19 protein-coding genes are annotated in these 19429 nt (G+C 38.4%); 13 read left to right on the forward strand and 6 right to left on the reverse strand.

Features of this window, described 5'->3' with window-relative positions; translation table 11 throughout:
* The first annotated feature begins 159 nt into the window (after window positions 1-159).
* Window positions 160-2340: a phospholipase C, phosphocholine-specific gene (locus MN869_RS13915; RefSeq protein WP_243308478.1), complete on the forward strand. Its 2181-nt coding sequence runs from the start codon at window positions 160-162 to the stop codon at window positions 2338-2340.
* Between the two features lie 68 nt (window positions 2341-2408).
* On the opposite strand, the gene MN869_RS13920 is transcribed toward MN869_RS13915, so the two are convergent.
* On the reverse strand, window positions 2409-2648 hold the full coding sequence (locus MN869_RS13920; protein ID WP_171552326.1) for a hypothetical protein: 240 nt from the start codon (window positions 2646-2648) through the stop codon (window positions 2409-2411).
* 195 nt (window positions 2649-2843) lie between these two features.
* On the opposite strand from MN869_RS13920, the gene MN869_RS13925 reads away from it, so the two are divergent.
* Window positions 2844-3038, forward strand: a complete 195-nt coding sequence (locus tag MN869_RS13925) for a hypothetical protein (protein WP_241345207.1) — start codon at window positions 2844-2846, stop codon at window positions 3036-3038.
* Here MN869_RS13925 and nadC read toward each other — a convergent pair.
* A complete protein-coding gene (gene nadC, locus MN869_RS13930; RefSeq protein WP_243308266.1) occupies window positions 3035-3880 on the reverse strand; it encodes a carboxylating nicotinate-nucleotide diphosphorylase in 846 nt (281 codons plus the stop codon). The two genes, MN869_RS13925 and nadC, sit on opposite strands and share 4 nt — an antisense overlap.
* A gap of 322 nt (window positions 3881-4202) precedes the next feature.
* Here nadC and MN869_RS13935 point away from each other — a divergent pair, with 322 nt between their 5' ends.
* The 4 genes from MN869_RS13935 (at window position 4203) to murJ (ending at window position 7254) form a co-directional block, all read left to right on the forward strand.
* Entirely contained in the window at window positions 4203-4526 is a 324-nt protein-coding gene (locus MN869_RS13935; RefSeq protein WP_243308267.1) for a hypothetical protein, read from the forward strand.
* A 56-nt stretch (window positions 4527-4582) separates the two neighbouring features.
* Complete coding sequence (locus MN869_RS13940) at window positions 4583-4996, forward strand: hypothetical protein (RefSeq protein WP_171552330.1); 414 nt, start codon at window positions 4583-4585, stop codon at window positions 4994-4996.
* Between the two features lie 61 nt (window positions 4997-5057).
* On the forward strand, window positions 5058-5621 hold the full coding sequence (gene ampD, locus MN869_RS13945) for a 1,6-anhydro-N-acetylmuramyl-L-alanine amidase AmpD (RefSeq protein ID WP_171552331.1): 564 nt from the start codon (window positions 5058-5060) through the stop codon (window positions 5619-5621).
* Window positions 5622-5703: 82 nt separating this feature from the next.
* Window positions 5704-7254, forward strand: coding sequence for a murein biosynthesis integral membrane protein MurJ (murJ, locus tag MN869_RS13950; protein ID WP_171552332.1), 1551 nt, complete (start codon window positions 5704-5706; stop codon window positions 7252-7254).
* A 47-nt stretch (window positions 7255-7301) separates the two neighbouring features.
* On the opposite strand, the gene MN869_RS13955 is transcribed toward murJ, so the two are convergent.
* The 4 genes from MN869_RS13955 to MN869_RS13970 form a co-directional block, all read right to left on the reverse strand.
* The gene (locus tag MN869_RS13955; protein ID WP_243308268.1) at window positions 7302-7985 is read right to left on the reverse strand and encodes an FKBP-type peptidyl-prolyl cis-trans isomerase; all 684 of its coding nucleotides are present in this window, start codon (window positions 7983-7985) and stop codon (window positions 7302-7304) included.
* Window positions 7986-8034: 49 nt separating this feature from the next.
* Window positions 8035-8742, reverse strand: coding sequence for an FKBP-type peptidyl-prolyl cis-trans isomerase (locus tag MN869_RS13960; RefSeq protein WP_243308269.1), 708 nt, complete (start codon window positions 8740-8742; stop codon window positions 8035-8037).
* A 206-nt stretch (window positions 8743-8948) separates the two neighbouring features.
* The gene (locus MN869_RS13965) at window positions 8949-11075 is read right to left on the reverse strand and encodes a GNVR domain-containing protein (protein ID WP_243308276.1); all 2127 of its coding nucleotides are present in this window, start codon (window positions 11073-11075) and stop codon (window positions 8949-8951) included.
* A 78-nt stretch (window positions 11076-11153) separates the two neighbouring features.
* Window positions 11154-12263 carry a polysaccharide biosynthesis/export family protein gene (locus MN869_RS13970; RefSeq protein WP_005319938.1) on the reverse strand — a complete coding sequence of 370 codons (1110 nt, stop codon included), beginning with the start codon at window positions 12261-12263 and terminating at the stop codon, window positions 11154-11156.
* Window positions 12264-12767: 504 nt separating this feature from the next.
* On the opposite strand from MN869_RS13970, the gene rfbB reads away from it, so the two are divergent.
* Genes rfbB through MN869_RS14005 form a run of 7 tightly spaced genes read left to right on the forward strand, consistent with a single transcriptional unit; the run spans window position 12768 to window position 19429 of the window.
* On the forward strand, window positions 12768-13826 hold the full coding sequence (rfbB, locus tag MN869_RS13975) for a dTDP-glucose 4,6-dehydratase (protein WP_171552335.1): 1059 nt from the start codon (window positions 12768-12770) through the stop codon (window positions 13824-13826).
* Window positions 13826-14701 (forward strand): glucose-1-phosphate thymidylyltransferase RfbA, encoded by an 876-nt coding sequence (gene rfbA / locus MN869_RS13980; protein WP_243308277.1) that lies wholly within the window; start codon window positions 13826-13828, stop codon window positions 14699-14701. The genes rfbB and rfbA overlap by 1 nt, the downstream gene beginning before the upstream one ends.
* Window positions 14698-15555, forward strand: coding sequence for a WxcM-like domain-containing protein (locus tag MN869_RS13985; RefSeq protein WP_243308278.1), 858 nt, complete (start codon window positions 14698-14700; stop codon window positions 15553-15555). The genes rfbA and MN869_RS13985 overlap by 4 nt, the downstream gene beginning before the upstream one ends.
* Window positions 15552-16670, forward strand: a complete 1119-nt coding sequence (locus MN869_RS13990) for a DegT/DnrJ/EryC1/StrS family aminotransferase (RefSeq protein WP_243308279.1) — start codon at window positions 15552-15554, stop codon at window positions 16668-16670. Before MN869_RS13985 ends, MN869_RS13990 begins: the two co-directional genes overlap by 4 nt.
* A gap of 1 nt (window position 16671) precedes the next feature.
* Window positions 16672-17928: an O-antigen translocase gene (locus tag MN869_RS13995; RefSeq protein ID WP_243308281.1), complete on the forward strand. Its 1257-nt coding sequence runs from the start codon at window positions 16672-16674 to the stop codon at window positions 17926-17928.
* 2 nt (window positions 17929-17930) lie between these two features.
* Window positions 17931-18776: a glycosyltransferase gene (locus MN869_RS14000; RefSeq protein ID WP_243308282.1), complete on the forward strand. Its 846-nt coding sequence runs from the start codon at window positions 17931-17933 to the stop codon at window positions 18774-18776.
* Window positions 18773-19429 (forward strand): glycosyltransferase, encoded by a 657-nt coding sequence (locus MN869_RS14005; RefSeq protein WP_243308283.1) that lies wholly within the window; start codon window positions 18773-18775, stop codon window positions 19427-19429. The genes MN869_RS14000 and MN869_RS14005 overlap by 4 nt, the downstream gene beginning before the upstream one ends.

Consider the following 19429-nt stretch of genomic DNA (forward strand, 5'->3'; position numbering starts at 1 on the left):
ATTTCCTTTTAGCGTTGCTCAGCAGCAGTTGCTTGTTACTCAGTGCCTGTAACGACAGTGATGGCGATAATAATAATCCTACGCCAAGTCCAAAGCCGCCAACATCTACCTGCAAAATTCACTGCGCGCCATAAACAAGAACAAGAAGGAAATAAACCAATGAATCGTCGTGATTTTTTATTAAATTCAACCAAAGCCTTGTTTGGTACAGCAGCGCTCACCAGTTTCCCAATGAGTATTCAGAAGGCACTTGCGATTGATGCCAAGGTAGAAACAGGCACCATCAAAGATGTCAAACATGTGGTGATCTTGACCCAAGAGAATCGTTCTTTTGACAACTACTTTGGTACTTTGAAAGGTGTACGTGGTTTTGGTGACCGCTTTACTATTCCTTTAAGCCAAGGTCGTAAAGTCTGGGAACAGTATGATGCCAATAAGAATAAGGTCTATCCTTATCACTTAGATAGCAGCCGCGGCAATGCACAGCGTGTCAGCGGTACACCGCACTCATGGACCGATGGACAATATGCTTGGGATCATGGTCGTATGGGCAGTTGGGTACAATACAAACAACCGCAATCGATGGGCTATTACAAGCAACAAGAAGTTGAATTTCAGTTTGCTTTAGCCAATGCCTTTACTCTGTGTGATGCTTACCACTGCGCGATGCATACGGGAACCAACTCAAACCGTATGTTTATCTGGACAGGAACCAATGGTCCAACAGGTGCCAATGTTGCCAGTGTCGTCAATGATTTGGATGCGATTGGCCCATCGACCACAGGTTATGACTGGACCACTTATCCTGAGCGTTTACAGCAAGCAGGGGTCAGCTGGAAAGTGTATCAAAACATGCCAGATAACTTTACTGATAATCCATTAGCGGGTTTTAAAAAGTATCGCCGTGCTAATGAGTTATCAGGTAAACCTGTCAATAACAGCACCATTTGCCCAGCCTATGATCCAGCTATTGATGCAACCCAGCCACTTTATAAAGGCATTGCCAATACCATGCCCGATGGTGGTTTTCTGGGAACATTTAAACAAGACATTGCTAAAGGACAATTACCGCAAGTCAGTTGGTTGGTCGCACCCGCAACTTATAGTGAGCATCCAGGGCCATCAAGCCCAGTGCAGGGAGCATGGTATATCCAAGAAGTTCTCAATGCGCTGACTGAGCGTCCTGAGCTGTGGAGCCAAACCGTTTTCTTGATCAATTTTGACGAAAATGATGGTTTCTTTGACCATGTACCTTCACCAAGCGCACCTTCAATGGATGCATCAGGCACGGTATATGGCAAATCGACGCTCAGCAAAGAACAGATGTCTTATGAATATGCGACGCATGCCAAGGCCTCGAATGGACAACCGAATTTTACCGATCCTAAAGTGAGTAATGGTGTTGGGGTCTATGGGCCGGGGATTCGTGTGCCGATGTATATCATTTCTCCGTGGAGTCGTGGTGGTTGGGTCAATTCCCAAGTGTTTGATCACTCTTCCGTAATCCGATTCTTGGAACAATGCTTTGATGTGAAAGAGCCGAATATCAGTCCCTATCGTCGTGCAGTATGTGGTGATTTAACCTCGGCATTTAATTTTAAAACCCCTAATTTACTCCCTATGCCAGATTTATCCGGTAAGAAGAGCAAAGCTGAGGCCGATGCGATTCGTAAAGCACAGGAGAGTTTATCTCAGGTCAGCCGTCCGCTCAGTCAGACCGATCCAGTTCAGGACATGGGGATTCGTCCATCGCGTGCACTGCCTTATGTCTTGCATAGCAGCGTCAAAGTCGATGTTTTGGCTAAAACCGTGAAATTAATGTTCTCAAATACAGGCACACATGCGGCCGTCTTCCATGTCTATGACAAATTGAATCTAGAAGCAGTTCCACGTCGTTATATGGTGGAAGCAGGTAAGCAACTGGATGATATTTGGCAGACTAAAGAGAATCGATATGATCTATGGGTATTGGGACCGAATGGTTTTCATCGCAGCTTTACGGGTAATCTAACTCAAACCGTACAAATTCAAGCACTTCCAGAAGTCCGTGTCTGTATGGAAGAGTGTGACCCTAAGCTGTTTTTAAAAGTACGGAATGATGCAGCACAAACAGCAAAACTGGTGGTCAAAGCCAATGCCTACTTACCGAACAAGACTTGGCAAATTGAAACGGCTACGACTGAAAAAGAACTGAGCTGGGACATGACTGAGTTTGGTGGTTGGTATGATTTTAGCGTCACGATTGAAAATGATCCGAGCTATAGTCGTCGTTTTGCGGGTCGTATTGAAACCAATGAGGACTCAATTTCTGATCCGTATATGGGCTTTTCGGGCAGCTAAAGCTTTTAATACACAAGTTAAATTAGCAGTTTAAGTGAATGCTTAGGCTGCTTTTTATAGGCTGAAAATTATCGTAGTAAAAACCAGTAGATACACAGAAAAATCAACATGAGCAGCGTGATAAAACCGACGACAAATACTTCAGTACTGTCAAAATCTACCCGTTGTCCAAGGTGATAGCAACGAACCACCCCATAGCCAATGCTACGAATTACACCTTCAATAATAATCTCAAAAATCAGGTCAATGATGAGAAAACGGAACAGCTTAAACAGCACATGAAACACAGCTTCGAATACGGTATCCACACTTATTATTTTAATAAATTGAGCTGCTTAGCATTTTAAGCTTACATAGATTGAAATGAAAGTAGACACAAATACATCATCGTCAACAAATAGCTCACTGAGCATTTGCATGTTGTAACAAAGCCCTCAGATTTGGCTCATGTTGCTTTGATAGATTGAACACAAATTGAAATTAAGCATTTGTAGGGGATAACGATGTTACAAGTTTTTCTGGTGTTACTGACCGCAGTGACTTTTGTTTTGATGGCGGCGGATCCACGACCCACTGATTCAACCGAAGCCAAATCAGCGTGGAGTGAACAAATTAAAGCGGCTCAGACATCAACCAAAACAGAGATTCTGGCTGCACAACAGTCTGAGCATCAGGACAATGAGCCTGATCAGACTTAGCCGTTAAAACGCATCGATAAATCAATTGCTCTGACATCTTTGGTTAATACACCCATTGAAATGTAATCGACGCCTGAGGTTGCCACTTCACGTAAATTTTCAATGGTAATGTTACCTGAAGCCTCTAATTTACAACGCCCTGCGACATGCTTGACTGCATCAATCATCTGCTGCTGGCTAAAGTTATCCAGCATCACAATATCCGCACCTGCTTCAAGTGCTTGATTGAGTTCATCCCAAGTTTCGACTTCAACTTCAACTGGTTTACCCGGTGCGATGTCATGCGCTTTGTGAATCGCTTGAGCAATTCCACCCGCAGCCATGATGTGATTTTCTTTAATTAAGAATGCATCAAACAAACCTAAACGGTGATTTTGTCCACCACCAACAGCAACCGCATATTTTTGTGCAATGCGTAGGCCCGGCAAGGTTTTACGGGTATCGAGCAGTTTGGTGTGTAGCCCCTCGAGTTGTTGAACATAACTTGCTGTTTTAGTTGCAACCGCAGACAGCGTTTGGATGAAATTCAGCGCAGGACGCTCTACAGTGAGCAAACTACGTGCTGAACCTGCCAGTTTTAAAAACGCTTCATTTGCCGCAACTACATCACCTTCCTGTTTTAACCAAGTCACTTGCACTGAGCTGTCATAGGCTTGGATCAAGGCATTGACCCAAGGTTGACCTGCCAGCACCATCTCTTCACGGCTAATAATGGTCGCTGTGGCTTGTTCATCGGCTGGTGTGAGCAGGGCGGTGATATCGCCATCCCCAATATCTTCCTGTAATGCTTGTTGAATATTGATTTGAATAGATTGTTCAAGCAAAGATTGAGGGATACTCATACCAGTTCCAGTGTATGTTTGACTAAAAAACGTGGGGTTTATCTTACATTGTCTTGATAAAAAAGGGTATGTCATCAAAGGATAGAATGAAAGTGTAAATATAACGTGAAAATTAAAATTAGTTCACGAAAATGCTTAAAAAATACAAACAATAAGTGATCAAATTTGGTGGTTTTTATGAAATTTAACTTATTTAATATCAATGTATTAGATGTTTAATTACAAAAAATTACATTTTGAGCTTAACTTCTCGCTCTCTCGTTTGTATTCATATATGTGAAAACCAAAATTAATAGCGTTTTTACATTGATTTTATTTCATCTTGAAAACTAAATTAAAGGAGAAAATGATGATTTGGGGCGATCCTATTTATAAGTTAGGCTCAATATATCTTGAGAAAGTATTACACAATATGGGGTCATCAAATGACCAGTTGAAATTTGGTGAAACAGGAAAGAAAGGTATTCAGCCAAGATATGTAATTTACACAATTCAAGGCGAGTTTCGGGCAAGTTATCATGGTGGAAGTCATATGCCTGATAAGGAAAATCCTGATGGTTATATGCAAAAAAATATTTCACAAAAATTCTTTAGTTATACTGAAATCTTGGAAGCGAAAGAGACCGCTGAACAGCTAGGTATATAAATTATATTAGCCCCTTGACTTATGTTTTGGGGCTAGCTAATTAATAAAGAAAAGATATGAACTTATTTTTAGATTGTGAATTTAACGGTTTTGGTGGTGAACTGATTTCATTGGCATTGGTCGATGAAGAGGGCCACTCTTTTTATGAAGTATTGGACTGTCCTCAACCTTTAGCTTGGGTGGCTGAAAATGTGATGCCTCTACTTGCTCAAGCACCGATCTCACTCACCGAATTTCAAAATAAATTAAGTTTATTTTTGAATGAGTATGACGCAATTCATGTGATTGCAGATTGGGTAGAAGATTTATCATTGTTCACTCGTAGTCTTGTGCTTGAGGCAGGACGAGCAATGGTTACGCCGCCACTCACTTTAGAGTTATGGACAGGAAAAATGGGATTTCCCTCTCAAGTTCCACATCATGCCCTTTCTGATGCAGAAGCGTTGGCTGATTCTTATAGGTTACAATAACGCTATTCATCTGAGTTATGTTATATAGGAAACATAAAACTGTGAGTGGGTCAGACTCAGAATGCAACAATTTAAAATCCAAGATGGAAGATTACATGGTGCAACACAAATTTCATCGCCGAATTTTAATGCACGCCCTGCCGATACCGAGATTCAACTAATTGTTATTCATAATATTAGTTTGCCACCTTCACAGTTTGGTGGGGGCTATATTCAGCAATTCTTTCAGAATCAACTGGATTGGTCTATCCATCCTTATTTCCAAACCATTGAAGGAATGCAAGTTTCTACTCATCTGCTGATTTTGCGTACAGGCGAAGTGATTCAGTTTGTGAATTTTAATGATCGTTCGTGGCATGCAGGCCGTTCTAGCTATTTAGCGTTGAAAGAATGCAACGATTATTCGATTGGGATTGAGCTAGAAGGGAGTGACGATTTACCTTTTGAGCCTGAACAATATCAGGCATTGGTTGAAGTTGTGAATACTTTAGGTCAAGCTTATCCAAAAATTCAAAATCATATTGCAGGCCACTCTGATATTGCGCCAAAACGTAAAACCGATCCAGGTTTATATTTTGATTGGCAATTATTTCGAAATTTGCTGTCTAAACAAAAAACACGCTAAAAATATGACCAGATTTAAGATTTCATAACGAAATCTATTCGGACTTTCATTACAATAACGCTTTTTAAAAGATAAGCCGTAGGTGAATGCGATGGCATTGTGGCGATCGACTGTAATTGTCAGTGCAATGACGATGTTATCTCGAGTGTTGGGGTTGGTACGTGATGTGGTACTGCTCAATGTATTTGGTGCAGGCAAGGACTTCGATACCTTCGTTGTTGCCTTTCGTATTCCCAACTTTTTCCGACGCTTATTTGCGGAAGGGGCTTTTTCTCAGGCTTTCATTCCTGTTTTGACCGAATATAAGACCAGTCGTGCCCATGCCGAAGTCCAGATTTTAATTAGTCGGGTGTTTGGCTGTTTGCTCACGGCCATGTCGTTATTGACCTTTGTCGCTATGGTGGCTGCCCCAGCGATTATTTATCTGTATGCACCTGGTTTCCATAACGATCCTGAAAAATTTGAGCTCGCGGTCGATATGTTTCGCCTGACCATTCCCTACTTAATGTTTATGTCATTGACGGCTTTTGCCAGCAGTATCTTAAACAGCTATGGTTCATTTGCTTCACCTGCATTTTCTCCTGTATTACTCAATGTGGCGATGATTGCAGGGGCGTGGTGGTTAACCCCGTATATGGCAGAGCCAATTATGGCTTTGGGCTGGGCGGTGGTCGCCGCGGGTGTTTTACAGTTGGCGATCCAGATCCCCGAATTATGGAAAAAGAATTTACTGATTCCACCTAAAGTAGACTTCAAACATGAAGGGGTGGATCGTATTTTAAAACTGATGCTGCCTGCCTTGTTTGGGGTGTCAGTGACTCAGATTAACTTATTGCTGAACACCATTTGGGCATCATTCATGCAAGATGGTTCAGTATCATGGTTATACAGTGCTGAACGCATGACTGAGTTACCACTGGGCTTAATTGGTGTCGCTATTGGTACAGTAATTTTACCTTCACTTTCCGCACGTCATGCAGAGCAAGATCAAGCCAAATTTAGAGGCATGATTGATTGGGCTGCCAAGATTATTATGCTGGTGGGGATTCCTGCGAGTATTGCATTATTTATGCTCTCGACCCCGATTATTCAGGCCTTGTTCCAACGTGGTGAATTTACCGTGGAAGATACACGAATGACTGCCTTAGCACTGCAATGTATGAGTGCAGGGGTCATCTCATTTATGTTGATCAAAGTATTTGCGCCAGGCTTCTATGCACAACAGGATACTAAAACCCCAGTTCGTGTTGGCTTAATGGCCGTGGCAGCCAATGCGATTCTAAACGTAGTCTTTATTGGCTTGTTTAAGTTGATCAATTGGCATGCCGAGCATATGGCGCTCGCACTAGCATCTTCAGGCTCGGCTTTGGTCAATGCGGGTATGCTGTATTTCTATTTGCATAAACGTAATATCTATCGTTTTGGGGCACATTGGAAAAAACTGGCACTGCAATATGCGGTTGCCAATATCGCCATGATTGCAGCACTTTGGTATGGTTTAACCTGGTACCAAAGCGATATTTCTCAATGGCTACGTATTGCTGAAGTGATTGGTTTATGTGTCACCGGTGTTGTTGCCTATGCTGTAGCATTGTTGGCTACAGGTTTCCGACCAAGGCATTTAAAAGCTTAAAGTCATGGATTGAAAAAAATTAAACCCTCCGAATGGAGGGTTTTTTATTATTGAACTTCGAGCAGCTCAATATCAAAAATCAACGTACTATTAGGACCAATTGCATCGCCCGAACCGACATCACCATAGGCAAGATCTGCGGGAATAAAGAAACGACTTTTGCCACCTGCTTTCATGGTTTGTACACCTTCGGTCCAACCTGCAATCACTTGGCTGAGTTTGAACTCAAGTGGATGGTTGCGTGCAATCGAACTGTCGAACACAGTTCCATCGAGCAAGCGTCCTTCATAGTTTACTTTAACCGTTGATGTCGCTTTTGGTGATTTACCTTGTCCTTGTTGTAGTACTTGGTACTGTAGGCCTGATTTCGTAGTCACGATATCTGCTTTCTTGCTATTTTCTGCTAAAAAGGCTTTACCTATCTGATCATTTTTTTGTGCTTGTTCTTGGAACTCAATTAGTTGCTTGGCTTCTAAGCGTTTTTTATATTGATTTAGAACGTTGGTCATTTCTTCGTCGGTCAATGATGCCGTTTTACCTTGAACAGCTTCTTGTAAGCCTTGTGCGAAGGTTTCAATATTCAAATCTTTTAAGGTTTCGGCATTGCCTCTGCCCATGAAATAACCGTAGCTATACCCGAGTTGATCTTTTTGTGGGCTTTTTAGTGTAATGGGTGCAGCCTGCACTGTTCCGATGGTTGTTGCAATTAAAATGAGACCTAATCTTTTCATTATTTCTTCCAAAAAAATAAAGGAGAGCATAGGCTCTCCTTAAGATCATTTACTTAACAGCGATTAATTCTACATCAAAAATTAATGTGCTATTCGGTGGAATCGAACCAGGAACACCTTGTTCACCGTAACCTAAGTTTGCAGGAATATAAAGTGTTGCTTTACCACCTTCTTTCATCAGCTGTAAACCTTCAGTCCAGCCTGGAATCACTTGATTCAGCGGGAACTCAATTGGCTCGCCACGGTCATAAGAGCTATCAAAGACTTTACCATCAGCAAGTTGACCTTTGTAGTGAACTTTCACAACAGAAGTCGAGGTAGGCTGTTTGCCTGTACCTTCTTTAGTGATTTTATATTGCAAGCCTGAAGCGGTGGTTTTCACACCTTCTTTTTTCGCATTTTCTGCTAAAAAGCTGTTGTTGGTCGCTTCGACTTTTTTGGTCTCATTTGCTTGCTTTTGTTGCAGCTCTTTTTGGAACTCGACATAAGCCGCTTGTAACTCTTCTTCTGTGTAGGCTGCTGGTTTTTGTGCATGTCCGTCACGGAAGCCAGTAATAAATGCACTGGTTTCTAATTCAGGTGGGGTTTGTTTTGCGACTTCGTAACCTAATGCATAACTGATTTTTGCCACAGGTGCTGCATTTTTGTCAGCCTTGGCGCCAAACTCAGTGGTTGGATTTTTAGTAGCGTAGTAAATAGGAACGAGCGCTGCACCGCCTAAAACAGCTGCGACAACGAAAGGTAAAGCTTTACTCATGAGATGTCCCAAAGCGAGATTTTAATAAAAAATATGCCGTTGATCTTAGCATGTATAGGCTTAGGCATTGAATAATAAACAGCAAAAATGCATGGATTTTTTGTATGAGGATTGAGTCATTTGTGAAATCAATGAGCATTCTTGTTGAAATAAAAAAACCAGAGAATTTATAACCCTCTGGTTCCTTTTATTCAATATTAGAGCAATTATTTGCTGGTCTGATATTGATACTGATTAATTTGATAGCTCGGGATCTGATCGAGAATAAGCCCATCAATCTCAAGTCCAGCATTCACAAAATAAGATTTTGCGAGTTCAATATCTTTGAGTTGTGTCTGACCGTATTGCACTAAACAGAGATTAAAACCTGTAAATTGAGCAAGGTTTAAACTATCAGAGGTTGCAAGTACGGGTGCAGAGCTGATCAAAATGTAGTCATATTGATTGCTGATCTGTTGCATTAACTGTGCAAAAATTGATTGATGTGAGCTAATAGAAGCTTCATCATTGCTTTGTCCACGACCAATTAAACTCAAATTCGGATAAGTTGTATTCACGATAATTTGATCTAGATTGGCTTGTCCGCGTAAATATTCAGCTAGGCCCACTTTTGAAGTGCTCTTAAAAAGTTGGTCAAGTTCACCACGATAAAGGTCGCTATCAATGACTAAAACTTTCTGCCCAGCTTGACTGAGATAAAGTGCCAAATGTTGAGCAATCACACCTTGATTTTGATTAGGTGTAACACTTGTTATGAGTGCAACGTTATGTTGTTTTTGCTGTAACTTAAAACGTAAAGTCGGGATAAATGTCTTGAGTGCGTGTAACTCAGGAGCAGTTTTATGTTTCACTTTGGGCAATTCAACATAAGTGTTAATTCCGACAGCTTGTTCAATTTCATCACGGTGACGTACACCTGTTTGCAACATATTGCGAACTAAGGCAATCAGTACACCAATAAATCCACCCACAAAAATCGAGAGGATTAACACGATTAGCTTACGAGGTTTGATTGGTTTCGTTGGTTCTACAGGGTAATCTAATACCCGTAAATTCCCCATTTCACCTGCTTTAGCCAAGCTTAAAGATTGGTATGTTCCCAATAAGTTGGTATAGAGCTGGGTTTGTACTTGTACATCTCGGTAATATTGCAAATACTGACTTTGTGTATTTGGTAGATTCTTTAATGCACCATTCAATTCATTTATTTTTTTATTGAATACAGAAATTTGGGCATTAATTTCTTGCATCATTGGGTGTTGTGCTGTGTATTGAGCAGCCAATTGTGCCCGCTTCTGCTCTAACTGAATTTTTTGTGTTTCCAACTCAACACTTTGTTTTAAATAAAGCCCCGCTTCTTGCTGAATATCAATGGTGCCATGGGTTTCTCGGAACGCATTAAATTTTTTTTCTGCCTCTATTAGCTCTTGTTTCAGTTGCGGTAGTTGTTTGTTTAAAAAGGCTAATGTTTTTTCTTTTTCTGCTGATTTGGTAGCTAAGTTTTGCTCTTGATAAATTTCCAAAATGTGATTTAGCACTTTTATGATGTGTGCTTTGTCTGCTCCATCATAATTGATAGTGATAATCCCTGTTTGCTTGGTAAGTTCTGCTGCTTTAAAATTTAATAAAATAGCTTTGACTGCTGCAAGTGTTGATTGTTTTTGAACAATATACTGACCTTCTAGAGGATGTTGGCTTGAAATACTAATTTTCCAAGCTGAACTAAGGGGAGTAGAATTTGCTTTTTGATTTAGGGATCCTTTGTATACTTCTAGTCCAGTCTTTTCTGACTTAAGGCTAAGGTTTTGCCCGTGGAAGCTTAAAAGTAGGTCTTGATCTAGATATTTTTTTGGAATGTCAAATTGGCGAATAGAGAACTCAGTTTTATGATTTCTAACTTGTACTTGATCTGTAAGATAGTTGGTGTGAAATTGATCTGCGCTTAAAAGCTTCTGAGCAAAGCCTTGATCTGGTTGGATTTGGATATCTAGATTTAGATCTTGAATCGTTTTTGCTAAAATAGAGCGAGATTGCAAGATTTCGATTTCTGCCTGGATCGATTGTTGACCGCCAAGACCACCAATATTTACGCCAGCTAAACTACCTAAAGATGCAAGCTGTGAGTTTAGACCTGCTAAGCCATTTTGTTTGTTATCAATAATTTGAATTTTTGCATCAACAGCGTAAGTTTTTTCTGCAGTTTTAAGATAAATACTAGCACAAATTAGGGTGAATATTGTACAGAAAACAATAAGTTTCCATTGTGCAATAAGAGCGAAAAATAATTCTCTAAGGTCAATCGTGTCATCAGTCAGTTGTGTATTTTGATTCATAAGGGAACAACTATTTAAAATTTGGGAAAACGCTTGCAGATTCTTGGAGATCTAAATGGTTAGATTGAAAAGGTCATATTATTTACCTAACTGATCAAAACTATAAAGTGCGTTAGAGAATGGTATAATTTGATTAACCATACGCTGCCAGCGCGTCAAGCCTGTTGCATCAATATAAACAATATCATTTTTCTGCATAGCGAATTGATTGGCTAAAGCAAGATTCCCTAAGCTACTCAAATTTAGTTGATAAATAGTCGAGTGCTGAGTATTGAGGTTTGTACGCATTACATAAATACGCGCAGCACTTGCTGTATATGGGTTAATACCTTCACTCTCACCAAGTACATCACTTAAGGTCATCCCTTGATCACGTAAGGGAAGCGCCTGGCTTTTACTTGATTCACCCATGATATAAAGTTTTTGGTTTTGTTTGGTATTTACAAAAATCGTATCATTAGGTTGAATTATTAATTTGTGGAGAGATAAACCACTTTGTTCTAAAGCAACTAAATTTAAATTATAAGTAATCCCTTTACGAATTAACTGTATAGATGTGTTATCCCCTGTTTCAGGATTGACTCCTCCAGCCATACTGAGTGCCGTATACAAGCTAATTGGCTGATCATTCAGCGTATATTGCCCGCTTTTCATGACTTGCCCATTTACAAAGTAACGATTGCCTTCGTAGGATAAAATCCTAACAATAACATCAGGTGTTTTCAAATATTTTGCAAACTGAGACCGTAGATATCGATTAGTTTCTGCAAGGGTTTTTCCTGCAACATGAACTTGGCCAATTAGGGGGAGTTGTACATTGCCATTTATGTCAATTGCATAGCCACTTGCTTGGGCAGATTGCATATTATTAATATTATTTAGAGGGGGAGTAATTTCAGGGTAGGCCCATAACTGGATTGATAAGACATCATTTGCACTTAAACGATATTGGGTGGGAGTTTGGCGAAATAATGTCGATAGCTTGTCTTGCGGTAGCAATGATGTAGAGGCTAGGTTATATAAAGCTAAGTTTTCTTGGGTGAGTTGTACAATCGTAAGATTAACGCCTTGTTCCGTTGTAAAGTCTCCATTTTCAGGTAAGTCATGTGTTTGAAGACCTGAAGTGATTGCACAACTTACAGCGCTAATACTAAGTGTAAGAATTGAAAAAAGTTGGTAATACTTCACATGAAACCCTTAGATAATCTTATTTTTAATCAATACCTATTGTCGTGTATGGATCATCAGTGGACAATGGATGCTAAATCGCGATGATTTTATCCCAAAAGATTAAAAAAACATAATATTCTTTTTGTGGGAGTGTTGAATTATTTGATATAAAAAATTCACTTTATAGAGTAATTTGATTTAGTTCAGTATTTAACGAAAAGCTATTCGTAAATAAATTTAAATTAATTAGAAGATCATTTAAATAAAATAGAATGAAGCGCTAACAAATTGATGAAATTTGTTATATTATGCCGAGTTGTATTCTCCGTACTAATTTGAAGTGTTTTAAGCCTTATTTCCTCATTTTTTTCAGTGAAATAGGATGAAGTTCGAAATAAGCAGCCTAGTGTCTTAGCCGATATTTTGCGAAAGATTTTATAGGATTGTTCATAGATACTTTAAGTTTTGTGTGAAGATATCAAGTTTAGATAGAGTCTACTCGATGTAGTATAGTGGAAAAATATGAAAATATTATTAACTGGTGGCGCTGGATTTATTGGTTCTGCTGTAGTACGCCATATTATAAAAACAACGAAAGATACCGTTTTAAATATAGATAAATTGACCTACGCTGGAAATTTAGAATCCTTAAAAGAAATTGATGAGGATCAGCGCTATCAGTTTCAACAAATTGATATTTGTGATGCGTCAAAGCTAGAGAAGATTTTTCAACAATTTCAACCTGATGTAGTCATGCATTTGGCGGCTGAGTCGCATGTTGATCGTTCAATAGATGGACCAAGTGCATTTATTCAGACCAATATTGTAGGGACCTATACCTTATTAGAGGTGACACGTAACTACTGGCAGGCATTAGATAACAATAAAAAAGCAAGCTTTCGTTTTCACCATATCTCAACAGATGAGGTCTATGGTGATCTAGAGGGTACAACAGACTTATTTACTGAAACAACACCTTATGCGCCAAGCTCTCCCTATTCAGCAAGTAAGGCGAGTTCAGATCATTTAGTTCGAGCTTGGCAACGTACCTATGGCTTACCGACCATTGTCACCAATTGTTCTAATAATTATGGTCCTTATCACTTCCCAGAAAAGTTAATTCCTTTAGTCATTTTAAATGCTTTAGATGGTAAAGCATTGCCGATCTATGGAAAGGGTGATCAGATCCGTGACTGGTTGTTCGTTGAAGACCACGCTAGAGCACTTTATCAAGTCGTTACTCAAGGTGTGATTGGTGAAACCTACAATATTGGTGGACATAACGAAAAGCAGAATATTGAAGTAGTTAAAACCATTTGCAAAATTCTAGATGAATTAAGACCACAGGCTAATGCTCAAGCTTATGAAAGTTTAATTACTTTTGTAAAGGATCGTCCTGGACATGATCTACGCTATGCGATTGACGCATCAAAAATAGAGCGTGAACTTGGCTGGAAACCTCAGGAAACGTTTGAGACAGGTATTCGTAAAACCGTTGAATGGTATTTAAATAATTTAGAATGGTGTCGCCGTGTACAAGATGGCAGTTATCAAGGTGAAAGATTAGGGGTAAATGTCTAATGTCGACGAAAGGTATTATTCTTGCAGGTGGTTCAGGTACACGCTTATATCCAATTACCAAGGGTGTATCAAAGCAGTTACTGCCGATTTACGATAAACCGATGGTGTATTACCCTTTGTCAGTCTTGATGTTGGCGGGTATTCGCGAAATCTTAATTATCAGTACCCCTGATGATATCGATGGCTTTAAACGTTTACTAGGTGATGGGTCTCAGTTTGGTGTTGAGCTGAGCTATGCTATTCAGCCTAGCCCAGACGGTTTAGCTCAGGCTTTTATTATTGGTGAAGCATTTATTGGCACGAGTAATGTGTGCTTAGTGCTTGGCGATAATATTTTTTATGGTCAAGGTTTTACACCAATGCTTCGTCAGGCAGTTGCACGCCAAAAAGGGGCAACGGTCTTTGGTTATCAGGTGAAAGATCCTGAACGTTTTGGTGTCGTTGAGTTTGACGAACAAAAACGTGCTGTTTCTCTAGAAGAAAAACCAAAGCATCCAAAATCACATTTTGCTGTAACTGGTCTTTATTTCTACGACAATGATGTGGTTGAAATCGCGAAACAAGTCAAACCATCTGAGCGCGGTGAATTAGAAATCACGACCATCAATCAAATGTACCTAGAGCGTGGAGACTTAAATGTCGAGTTACTCGGTCGAGGGTTTGCTTGGCTCGACACAGGCACACATGAAAGCCTGCTTGAGGCAGCACAATTTGTAGAAACCATTGAAAAGCGGCAAGGCTATAAAGTGGCATGTTTAGAAGAAATTGCTTTTAATAATGGTTGGCTAAGCAAAGAGCAAGTTTTAGCAATTGGTCAAAGTATGAATAAAAATGATTATGGCCAATATTTGATTTCTTTGGTGAGTGAAATATGAAACTGATTAATTGGATCGACTTACCAAATTTAGGTGATGAGCGTGGAGGCTTAGTTGTTGCTGAAGCAAGCAAAAATATTCCTTTTACAGTGAATCGTATCTATTATATTTTTGATACCAAGCCTGATGTTCCACGCGGTTTTCATGCACATAAAGAGTTGCATCAGGTTGCATTCTGTATAAAAGGCAAATGCAGAATGATTATGGACGATGGCTCTGAAAAACAAGAAGTATGGATGAAGCAGGCAAATAAAGGGCTGATGATTCCTCCGCTTGTGTGGCATGAAATGCATGATTTTTCAGAAGATTGTGTGTTGTTGGTGTTGGCAAGTGAACATTATGATGAAAGCGATTATATTCGAGATTATGATGAATTTTTAACTACGGTTAATCGTCCATTCATTCACCCATTATCTGATGTACACTCTAAAAATATTGGTCAAAATACTCGAGTCTGGCAATATAGCGTCATCTTGAAGGATGCCGTAATTGGTGCAGGGTGTAATATCTGTGCTCATACTTTAATTGAAAATGACGTATCTATTGGCAATAATGTTACTGTCAAATCAGGGGTCTATATCTGGGATGGTATTGCCCTAGAAGATGATGTATTTATCGGCCCTTGCGTCACATTTACTAATGATAAAAAGCCACGTTCTAAACAGTATCCAGAAAACTTTGCTAAAACGATTGTAGAAAAGGGTGCCAGTATTGGCGCTAACGCTACGATTTTACCTGGTATCCGTATTGGAAAAAATGCACTGATTGGTGCAGGTGCTGTTGTGACCAAAGATGTCCCAGAAAATGCGATTGTCGTAGGAAATCCAGCTATCATTAAAGGTTATGTAGAATGACGACCCCTTTCTTAGATCTAAAAAATATCAATCAGCAATATCGTGAACAACTGATTAATGCTTGTACTCGTGTGATTGATTCTGGCTGGTATATTGGTGGCGCTGAACTTGATCAGTTTGAACAGAGTTTTGCACAGTATTGCGGTACACAATATGCGATAGGTGTGGCGAATGGTTTAGATGCTCTGATTTTAACATTGAGAGCTTGGAAAGAGCTTGGCAAATTACAAGATGGTGATGAAGTCATTGTGCCTTCGAATACTTATATTGCAAGTATTTTAGCGATTAGTGCCAATCAGCTTAAGCCTGTGCTTGTTGAACCAGATCCAACTACTTTTAATCTTGATCCAGCAAAAATTGAAGCTGTTCTTACAGAAAAAACCAAAGTTATTTTACCTGTTCATTTATATGGGCAACTTGCGGCAATGCCTGAAATCATGGACATCGCAAAAAAACATAACTTATTGGTTCTAGAAGATTCTGCACAAAGTCACGGTGCAGAAATTCACGGTAAAAAAGCTGGAAATTGGGGTCATGCATCTGGATTTAGCTTTTATCCTGGCAAAAATCTGGGTGCTTTAGGCGATGCAGGTGCGATCACGACCAATGATACAGAGCTTGCAAATATGCTTAGGGCTCTACGTAATTATGGGTCGCATGAAAAATATAAGAATTTAGTGCAAGGTGTAAATAGTCGCTTAGACGAAATTCAGGCGGCTATGCTCGATATTAAGCTTAAGTTTTTAGATCAAGAAATTGTGCATCGCCGTGAAGTTGCGCAGGTTTACTTAGAGGGAATCAGTAATCCTCTGATTGAACTCCCTAAGATTGAATTGAAAGCAATTGAAGATCAACAACATGTCTGGCACTTGTTTGTCATTCGCACTCTTCATAGAGAAGCTTTACAGCAGCATTTAGCAGCACACGGTATACAGACTTTAATTCACTACCCAATTCCGCCTCATAAACAACAAGCTTATCGTGAATGGAATAATCTAAGTTTCCCAATATCTGAGAAAATACATGAGACAGTCCTTAGTTTACCAATGAGTCCTGTCTTAAATATAAAAGATGCTCAGCATATAGTTGAAGTCTGTAACACGTTTAGTATTTAATATGAATCTGCTGAAAACAAGTGCTTTAAATGGAGTAGCCGTTTTAATTAAAACAGCTACTTTATTTATTTTGAATAAAATCTTAGCTATTTATGTTGGCCCTTCTGGCTATGCTATGATTGGCCAGTTTCAAAATTTTATTCAAATGATTACAACCTTTTCAGGAAGTATGATTAATACTGCTGTCACAAAATATACGGCAGAATATTATGAAGATAAGCAAAAGCAGAAAAAAATATGGCAAAACGCAGGGAGCATAGTTTTTATTCTAAGCGTGCTTTTTGCATTACTCATTATTATTTTTCAGCAGCAATTGTCTCTTTATATTTTTCATAGCCTAGAATACCAATCGGTATTCATTTGGTTTGCCATTTTTCTAGTTTTTTTTAATTTTAATACTCTGTTTTTGGCGATATTAAATGGAAAAAAGGAAATACTAAAGTTAGTATTGGCAAATATAGCTGGTAGTCTAGTATCTTTAGTAATAACGACAGCCCTTGCAGTCAAATATCATTTGTATGGTGCATTGGCTGCATTGTCTGTTTATCAATCTCTTGCTTTTTTTGTCACTCTGTATCTTTGCTATAAAGCAGATTGGTTTAAAATTTCTTATTTGTTTGGGCGAATCGATTCTGATATTGCACATAAGTTTATGTCATTTGCATTAATGGCTCTAGTCAGCGCAATTTGTGTACCACTTTCCCAAATAGTGATTAGAACATATTTAAGTCAGACTTTTGGTGCGGACTATGCGGGTTATTGGGAAGCGATGATTCGTTTAAGTGCTGCATATCTAATGTTGGTAACAACAACCTTAGGTGTCTATTACTTACCTAAATTATCAGAATTAAAAACCCTTGTTGAAATAAAAAAAGAAGTCTATTTAGGTTATAAGTTTATATTCCCACTCGCTATTTTAGGAGGGGGGCTAGCTTATCTATTGAAAGATTGGGTTATTGTTGTATTATTCAGTGAAAAATTCCTGCCTATGGCTGATCTATTTTTATGGCAAATGATCGGAGATGCCCTAAAGATTGGAAGTTGGATACTTGCTTATTTGATGTTAAGCAAAGCAATGATTAAACTGTTTGTAACGACAGAAATTATGTTTGCAATAAGTTCAATTCTTTTGACTTATATCTGTACCCAGATGTTTGGTTTTGAAGGAGTTTCTATTGCGCATCTAATAAATTATGCAGTCTATTGGGGGGTAATGAGTATTTTTGTGTTTAAACATTTGCGGATGAGAGTTATATAGAGATGCAATCAAAAAGCCAGCCTTTAGTTTCTGTTGTCATCCCTTGCTATAACCATGCACAGTATGTTCAGGATTGTATTCAAAGTGTGATTAATCAGACTTATCAGAATATTGAGCTAATTATTATTGATGATGGCTCTAAAGATAATTCTATAGAAAAAATAGAAGAGATGTTATCTGTTTGTGAAGAACGGTTTACTAGATTTGAGTTCAGATATCGAGCAAATCGTGGTTTAAGTGCGACTTTAAATGAAGCATTGGAATGGTGTCATGGTAAGTATTTTTCAGCCATTGCTTCAGATGATATGCTATTAGCTGAAAAGCTGATGGTGCAAGTTCCTATTCTTGAAGCTGATGACGCTTGCAAAGGTGTTTTTGGTAATATGATTTTAATTAATGATCAGAATGAAGCGTGTGGGGAAATAATAAAAAAAGAAAAAAAATATTTTTTTAAAGACTTGTTTAAGTATACAGAATATTTACCAGCCCCTACACAGATGCTTAGACTAAAAGATATAAAGAATGTGAATGGTTTTAATGAAAAATTTATCATTGAAGATTGGTATATTTATTTGAAAGTCCTAGAAAAAGGTGGGTATTGTATACACTTAAACTATACTTTTACGAAGTATAGATTGCATGAGGATAACCTTTCAAAGAAAAAAAATATAATGATTATTGGTAAATTGCAAATTGCTGATCATTTTAAATCACATGAGAGAGAATATAATCAGCTTTTGATAGAAATATATTTGTTTGCAATACTAAATATGTTTTTTTTGTATCCTGTTATGGTGTTAAAAGCCTTAAGTGGAAAATTAATTAGAAAATTTAATGGTATATTATGATTCCTAAGATTATTCATTATTGCTGGTTTGGTAAAAACCCTATGTCCCCTTTAATAGAAGAATGTATTAAAAGTTGGCATAGATATCTACCTGATTGGGAGTTTATTCTTTGGAATGAAGACAACTCACCTTTAGAACATGATTTTGTGAAAAAAGCATTAAAAGATAAGAAATATGCTTTTGTTGCTGATTATGTTCGTTGTCATGCTTTATATGAATATGGTGGAGTATATTTAGATACTGATATGGAATTGATTAAAGATATTTCGACTTTACTTAATAATGATTTTTTTGCAGCTTATGAAGATTCTGATCAAGATAAAGTGAGCTGTGGGGTGATTGGTTGTATTAAGGGGCATCAAATATTAAAATTAGTATTAGGTTTTTATGATGCTAATAGTAGTGTGTATAAAACTATGCCCTATGTTCTTGGTAGTGTATACAATAAAGTTTCTAAAGAAAGAGATATAGTTTTGTCTCAGAATTCATTTTACCCCTATAATCCATTTGATCCAGATAAACCTGTAAAGCAGTTGATGTATGTGCATATTAAGGAAGATACTTATGGTATCCATCACTGGGGATATTCGTGGAAATTTAATTATTTAGAAAGAATAATTAATAAATTAAAAAGAATATTAAAGGGGTTGTAG

Source organism: Acinetobacter sp. NIPH1876 (assembly GCF_022808535.1).
Lineage (GTDB): Bacteria > Pseudomonadota > Gammaproteobacteria > Pseudomonadales > Moraxellaceae > Acinetobacter > Acinetobacter higginsii.

What these genes read in the sequence shown, in the direction of transcription:
- MN869_RS13915 (WP_243308478.1), top strand. Translation starts at nt 160, where the DNA reads ATGAATCGTCGTGATTTTTTATTAAATTCAACCAAAGCCTTGTTTGGT.
- MN869_RS13925 (WP_241345207.1), top strand. Translation starts at nt 2,844, where the DNA reads ATGTTACAAGTTTTTCTGGTGTTACTGACCGCAGTGACTTTTGTTTTG.
- nadC (WP_243308266.1), bottom strand. Translation starts at nt 3,880, where the DNA reads ATGAGTATCCCTCAATCTTTGCTTGAACAATCTATTCAAATCAATATT.
- MN869_RS13940 (WP_171552330.1), top strand. Translation starts at nt 4,583, where the DNA reads ATGAACTTATTTTTAGATTGTGAATTTAACGGTTTTGGTGGTGAACTG.
- ampD (WP_171552331.1), top strand. Translation starts at nt 5,058, where the DNA reads ATGCAACAATTTAAAATCCAAGATGGAAGATTACATGGTGCAACACAA.
- MN869_RS13955 (WP_243308268.1), bottom strand. Translation starts at nt 7,985, where the DNA reads ATGAAAAGATTAGGTCTCATTTTAATTGCAACAACCATCGGAACAGTG.
- MN869_RS13960 (WP_243308269.1), bottom strand. Translation starts at nt 8,742, where the DNA reads ATGAGTAAAGCTTTACCTTTCGTTGTCGCAGCTGTTTTAGGCGGTGCA.
- MN869_RS13965 (WP_243308276.1), bottom strand. Translation starts at nt 11,075, where the DNA reads ATGAATCAAAATACACAACTGACTGATGACACGATTGACCTTAGAGAA.
- rfbB (WP_171552335.1), top strand. Translation starts at nt 12,768, where the DNA reads ATGAAAATATTATTAACTGGTGGCGCTGGATTTATTGGTTCTGCTGTA.
- rfbA (WP_243308277.1), top strand. Translation starts at nt 13,826, where the DNA reads ATGTCGACGAAAGGTATTATTCTTGCAGGTGGTTCAGGTACACGCTTA.
- MN869_RS13985 (WP_243308278.1), top strand. Translation starts at nt 14,698, where the DNA reads ATGAAACTGATTAATTGGATCGACTTACCAAATTTAGGTGATGAGCGT.
- MN869_RS13990 (WP_243308279.1), top strand. Translation starts at nt 15,552, where the DNA reads ATGACGACCCCTTTCTTAGATCTAAAAAATATCAATCAGCAATATCGT.
- MN869_RS13995 (WP_243308281.1), top strand. Translation starts at nt 16,672, where the DNA reads ATGAATCTGCTGAAAACAAGTGCTTTAAATGGAGTAGCCGTTTTAATT.
- MN869_RS14000 (WP_243308282.1), top strand. Translation starts at nt 17,931, where the DNA reads ATGCAATCAAAAAGCCAGCCTTTAGTTTCTGTTGTCATCCCTTGCTAT.
- MN869_RS14005 (WP_243308283.1), top strand. Translation starts at nt 18,773, where the DNA reads ATGATTCCTAAGATTATTCATTATTGCTGGTTTGGTAAAAACCCTATG.